5 protein-coding genes and 2 pseudogenes are annotated in these 6,160 nt (G+C 35.1%); 2 read left to right on the plus strand and 5 right to left on the minus strand.

Annotated features, from left to right (window positions below; translation table 11 throughout):
- Positions 1–356: 356 nt before the first annotated feature.
- Positions 357–818: a GNAT family N-acetyltransferase gene (locus tag ACRX5O_RS24980; protein WP_433908409.1), complete on the minus strand. Its 462-nt coding sequence runs from the start codon at positions 816–818 to the stop codon at positions 357–359.
- A 332-nt stretch (positions 819–1,150) separates the two neighbouring features.
- Between ACRX5O_RS24980 and ACRX5O_RS24985 the strand changes: the two genes are divergently transcribed.
- On the plus strand, positions 1,151–1,600 hold the full coding sequence (locus ACRX5O_RS24985; protein WP_433908418.1) for an AraC family transcriptional regulator: 450 nt from the start codon (positions 1,151–1,153) through the stop codon (positions 1,598–1,600).
- Between the two features lie 343 nt (positions 1,601–1,943).
- Here the strand turns inward: ACRX5O_RS24985 and ACRX5O_RS24990 are convergent, their stop codons facing one another.
- Both ACRX5O_RS24990 and ACRX5O_RS24995 read right to left on the minus strand, forming a co-directional pair.
- The gene (locus ACRX5O_RS24990; protein WP_433908410.1) at positions 1,944–2,576 is read right to left on the minus strand and encodes a type 1 glutamine amidotransferase family protein; all 633 of its coding nucleotides are present in this window, start codon (positions 2,574–2,576) and stop codon (positions 1,944–1,946) included.
- A 117-nt stretch (positions 2,577–2,693) separates the two neighbouring features.
- A pseudogene (locus tag ACRX5O_RS24995) lies at positions 2,694–2,939 on the minus strand (DUF1572 family protein); the annotation flags it as partial.
- Between the two features lie 18 nt (positions 2,940–2,957).
- Between ACRX5O_RS24995 and ACRX5O_RS25000 the strand changes: the two are divergent.
- A pseudogene (locus ACRX5O_RS25000) lies at positions 2,958–3,170 on the plus strand (DUF1572 family protein); the annotation flags it as partial.
- Between the two features lie 87 nt (positions 3,171–3,257).
- Here ACRX5O_RS25000 and ACRX5O_RS25005 read toward each other — a convergent pair.
- Complete coding sequence (locus ACRX5O_RS25005; protein WP_433908411.1) at positions 3,258–3,380, minus strand: hypothetical protein; 123 nt, start codon at positions 3,378–3,380, stop codon at positions 3,258–3,260.
- A gap of 224 nt (positions 3,381–3,604) precedes the next feature.
- On the minus strand, positions 3,605–5,995 hold the full coding sequence (locus ACRX5O_RS25010; protein ID WP_433908412.1) for a GH32 C-terminal domain-containing protein: 2,391 nt from the start codon (positions 5,993–5,995) through the stop codon (positions 3,605–3,607).
- Between the last annotated feature and the right edge of the window lie 165 nt (positions 5,996–6,160).

Consider the following 6,160-nt stretch of genomic DNA (forward strand, 5'->3'; position numbering starts at 1 on the left):
TCTGCATAAGCCTCAATAATTCTATTTCTTGTTTTCAGCTCTCTTCTAAAGGTCCAATTGTTCGGTAAATAAGGGTTAAAATATTAAAACAATCTAGGTCTACTCCATCTTTTAAATGGTTCTTAATGCTAATAACCATTACGTTCTCGATGATTTCAAATTTAGGTTTCTGAGGGGAAATATTGTTTTTTTGCAAAGTTTTATTAATACTTGTTTAAAAAAATCTACATCCCCAATGTTTTTCTCCAAAAAATCACCCCTTGTTATTAACTTTTCTACTTATATCTATCTTGATCCAAATATTACCTTCTTTAACTATCCTGCTCCTATTATTCAATAGGTAACTTCAACAATTGTTAAAGCTTCAGCTTTAAACCTTCATGCGTTGCTTTAAACCCTAACCGTTCATAAAACCTTAACGCATCTGATCTTTTTTTATCAGTTGTCAGTTGTACTAAATGACAACCACGTTCTTCTGCACGTTGAATTGCCCATTTTATAAGTTTAGTACCTACACCCTTACCTCTTACAGAAGCTGATGTTCTTACTCCTTCGATAGTAGCTCTCCATCCACCTTGATGTGTTAAATAAGGTGTGAAAGTTATTTGTTGTACCCCAATCACTTCATTGCCGACACACGCCACTACTAACTCATTATTAGGGTCAGATGCAATAGCCTCAAATGCTTTTATGTAACTATTAGGAAGTGGATGCTCATAACGCTCACGTTTAATTCCCAAAACATCATCAGTTAGCAATGAAACAATATTATCTAAATCTTGTTCATTAGCTATTCTAAATGTGATCTCTGTCTTCAATGAAAGTCCTCCCAATTTAATGTTTTATATTTTCATACTAACTCACATTAAATTCAAAGAAAAATGGGATATTTTAATAAGATTTGATTAGTTTTTCTTATGACATCACATAAATTTTAAACTACCCTTCTTGCATAAACCTGCTTCTTTTCTACACTAGGGATTTTCAACAAAGAGGGGCATCAATCCTTCTTGGATTAATGCCCTCGTATGCTAATAAGAACCATCCATAATCCACTTAATTTTTAAAAATTAAAATGTATATATTTTTAAAGCGTGCTACATTCGAAATCTATCAAACAAAATAAGATAAGAGAGGAAGAAAAAAAATGATCAAATTTGAAGTCGAAACATTTCCAAACTATCGTATTGCTTATATGCGACGAGTTGGCCAATATGGCCCTGCAAATATTGAAGTAATGGAGAAGTTAAAAAAATGGGCTAAGGAGAAAAATCTTCTTGAATCTGCAATTCTATTTGCAATTCCTCAAGATAATCCAGAAACAACACTTCCTAATAACTGTAGATTTGATGCTTGCATTGTAATTCCAAATGACTATCAAGTAGATGATTCAGTTCTTGAAGGGGAACTTTCTGGTGGAAAGTATCTTGTTTACGAAGTTAAACATACATCAGATGATATTCAAAAAGCATATTCTGATATTTTACAATCACTACAACAGAATGGTTATAAAATGGATAACAAATCAATTATGGAAAAATACGTTGGTGATATGATTAGCAACCCCTATTGCGAAATCTGTGTTCCTGTTAAACCGTAATAGCCTGAATTGTACTTTTCTTGTTTGATGCAATATTAATTAACAAAATAGAGTGAGAAGAACAAGTTGCATAAATGCTTATCACTTCTTGTTCTTCTTTTATTAACTTTTTTCTATAGAAAAAACGATCATTATTGAAGAAAACTGCCTCGTTTCTACAATAAGGAGTTCAACATAAAAGGGCATTAATCCTGTTTGGATCAATACCCCCGATAGTTTACAATTATCAACAACCTCTGTTAACTTATCTAAAAACTTTGATTATATGTAAAAATTATACTTTGACATCGTACAAAGTATGGAGATTATTTCAAAAAATAAAAATTCCATTTGATATTTTAACTCATTTATTCATTGAGTTCATTAACTGGAAGAAGTATTCAGGTTTATGAGTCTTATTTAGGCTATACCAAGAATCTAATGTATCTGGTGCAAATACATTTAATTTTTTCAGTACTTCCATCGCAAATTCCAGAGGAGCTATTCCTGATGCAGTAACTAAATTCGCATCAGATACCGCAGATCCCACCTCATAGAACTTTTCTCCTTTATAGTTAGGACATACCATTTTAGTGTATTCTAAATTATTACTTGTATGCTTTCTAGTATCTAAGTATCCCATATTCGCAAGGGCCTCAATTGCACCACAAATTGCAGCAACAATAGTGCCAAGCTTTAAAGCTTGTCCAATTCTTTCCAAGATAGGTTGATGAATTTCTTCATTCCAAGTAGTCCCTCCTGGTAAAATTAAAAGATCTTTACTTTCAAGAGTACATTCATCAAGGGAAATATCCGGTTTTATGCTCAGTCCTCCCATAGTAGTAATCATTTCTTTATTAGCTCCTACTGTAATTACTTTTAAAGGTACTAAATCTTTTTTGAAATATCTTCCTGAGTTTAGTTCAGCAATTAAATATCCATATTCCCAGTCCGACATTGTATTAAATACATATAGAAAAACTTTTTTTGTTTGCATCCAATAACACTCCAATCATAAATTTTACAGTTTATTTTTTTACACATCAAAAGCAATCCCACCTAAAAGAACATACGTTCCCTTAGGGGTGATTGTATACCATATTTAACCAAAAGTCTATTTCTTATTTCGGGGGATAGTTAACGTCTTCCAATCGCTTGACCTTAAGATCTTTGCTATATAAATGATCTGCCCAATATGATAAGAATAATGGTACATTTGGCGTTCAATAGCTTCTATTACTGAATGAGGTTCATTTCGGATGGTAATTGTTTTTAATAGTTGTTTTTCTTCAATACTTTTCAATGCATTCAGAAAGGTGTACCAGCCAATTTCCCACAGTTCCATCATCTGTTCTTTGGTGAGTATTTGAAAACAATTATGCAACGCTTTACCGAGGCAAAAATAACAGCTGAAAAAGCAATGGAACAATTAACAGAAACTGAGTTATTTTGGTCTCCCAATGTAGAGTCCAATAGTGTTGCAACTATTGTAAAACATATGAGTGGTAATATGGTATCTCGCTGGACTGATTTCTTAACAACTGACGGGGAAAAATCTTATCGTAATCGTGATGATGAATTTGTAAGTGATATACCTATGTTGATACAATCACCCCATTAGATTATTCTTAATTAGAAATCCTTCTTCCATAAACCTGCCCTGTTGTTCAATAAGGACTTAAACAAAAAGAGCGGCTAATCCTTCTTGAATCAACGCACCTTTAAGGGGGCTAAATGGAAGTGTCCAAACGAAAGGTCTCGTCTCTGAATCTAGTTCCATCCTCGCCTTTTCGATATACATTTATGACATCTACCTTACAACGTGGTTGCTGTACCCACTGTAAATCTAATCACCTTGTAAAATCCGATAGACTTTTAAAGCACAAAGAATTTTCGGAAAATAACAATGTTCTTTCAATGACGATACATCATTTTTATATGAAGTATCGTCTTTTGATTTAATTTGTATGGGAAAAGGGCAGACCTTCAGCACTATAAAGCACCGGGGGTCAGACCCCCAGTGCATTAATCCTCTCCTTCAATCGCAGTATCCATACTCCATACACTCATCGAGTGTACAAAAGGGTCACCTTCAATGCCATATAGTTCAAGACCTTTTGATTGATCAAGCGTTGGAAACACACGAGAAGATATGCTTTTTTCATTATTTATATAGGCTTCAACAATGGATTTATCAACAAATAGCTGCAGCTTTAAGATATTGTCTTCAAGATTCAATTCCCCACCTTGAATTCCCTTTTCAATATCGGGATTTAAACTTGATCGTTCGCGGTCAATATGAACGGTTCTGGTCTCGTTATCATAAAAAATAATGGTTTCTTCCCGATTACTTTGGTCTTTTAATAGTTTCAGTCCGACAGCTTTTGTATTTGAAACATCGAGTTCTAATTCAATTTCGAATTGATCGCTATTAATTTTTTCAAGCTGTTTATTCGCTTCAGCCATTGTAGTATTTTCAATCGTTAGCAGTTCTTCTTTTCGAAGTGATTGTATCTCTATAATCGGACGAATGCCAAGATCCTGCCCTTCATTTAAATAAATTTCAAGTGGCATCCCGGCTCCATGTGCCCATCCTGATTGATATTTGTCCACTTCTGAACGCCTATCCTGTAAGATACTCGTTACGATTGTGCGCTCCTTCTCGTCCACAAATCCTTGCGCCCCTGTAAAATGTTCACCATAATCAAACATTTTAGGCTCCTCAGTGTCAGGGATAAACTCCAATCTTTCTGGGTCCCAAGTTCCAATCCAATAAAATGTGAAGCGAGCAGCATATGGACTAGGAGTCATATAATAAGGACTAATCATAAATACATATTTTTGTTCTCCAGTTTCTTCGTTTTTAATCGGCACTAAAAACGGGAGTTCCCACACATCCCCTGTCCGAGGATATTGTCCTTTATCCCCAATCATTAAGGGTTTTTCGTATTTCCAATGTTCAAGGTCTTCTGACGTATAAAGCAAAGCAGTTCCTCCTGCATCTTCTACACCAGAGCCAACGAGCTGATACCATTTATCTCCATCTTTCCATACGTACGGATCACGAAATTGCCCAAACATCACCTTTCCTTTTGGTGTATCAATATTTTCCTCTTGTATTGTTACAGGGTTTGGATTCATGTTCCAATGGTGTAAGTTAACATCGTTTACATCTGCTGCTTTTGCCATCCCTGTCATTTGATTCGGTTTCATTTCATCGTGTCCAGCTGTGTAAAACAACACGGGTACGCCATTTTCATCATATGTTGCACTTCCTGACCAAACGCCATCACGAGCTGCTGTTCCCTCTGTTGGACTTAAAGCAATTGGGCTATCTTCCCAATGAATCATGTCATCACTCGTAGCATGTCCCCAATGAATTTGATGCCAAAATGGACCCGCAGGATTAAACTGATAAAACAAATGATATTTTCCATTGTAGTAAATGGGTGCATGCGGTTCATTCATCCAATGCTCTGGTGCAGTGAAATGATAATTAGGACGATAGCGGTCACCTTTATAAACGGTTCGATCAAATCGAGTATCTGGTATTGGTAATTCATTGTCCAATATATTTAAAACCATCTCATAGTTTTGTTTAATCGTTTCATTGCTGGATGCATGATTGTAAAGAGAAACATTGTCCATCAATCCATTAAACATATTAGCTTGGAAAACATCGGACACAGCGGCTGCCTGATTATGTTTTCCTACAAGTAACGGCGATTGATTAGCTTGTGTAAACTCACTATTAGCTGGCACTTCTTTTTCTTGAACAAGTTCACCATTTAAATAAAGAGATATTTTACTTGTTTCTTTATCAAATTGTGCAACAACGTATGACCAGTTATCCCTTAACAAAACTTTCCCTTCAGGGGACCAAATTTCATGCCACTCACCGTTTAGGGAAAGCTGAAACGTTAGATACCCATGTCGGCCCATACCTAAAATGAAACCTTGTTTCTTATCCTTATCATGTTGATTCATAATGACAGATGACTGCCCGTTGTCTCCCCATTCATACGCTCTAGGTGCAACCCATGCTTCAATCGAAAAGGATTCTTCCGGGATATTAACATTCTCTGGAGCTACTTCAATCCAGTTCGAATAACCATCAAATAATAATGCTTTCCCATTTATTCCACTTTTCCATTGTGGATCAGATTTTAGTGTATGCTGAATGTCATACAAAATAGATTGTGGTTGATCAAGAGTGACATTTCCTGTCCCTTCATCAAATCCCCATTGATGAAGAGCTTGGTCACTAAGAGTCAGTCCCAATGGCTGGACATGAATATGATGATTATTTTTTTTGTCTAATTTAGAGTTATGTTTTTTTACTAGTAAGACTCCTGTAATGGTTATGACGAGTAAAGCTAGAATCATTATTCCTATCGTTATCCTTTTCTTTTTCATTTAAAAATCTCCTTGTCTATTAATCTTTTCGGCTCTGTTAAACTCGCCAGTTGATTTCCGCTCCAAACAGCATAGTGCCAAAATCAACAATTTGCTTTAACTTAGCCTTTTTAAAAAAAAGACCTAAAATGTGTAAGGTTATGCACACTTAAAAAGTACATAATT

Source organism: Robertmurraya mesotrionivorans, assembly GCF_050971805.1.
Classification (GTDB): Bacteria; Bacillota; Bacilli; order Bacillales; family Cytobacillaceae; genus Robertmurraya_A.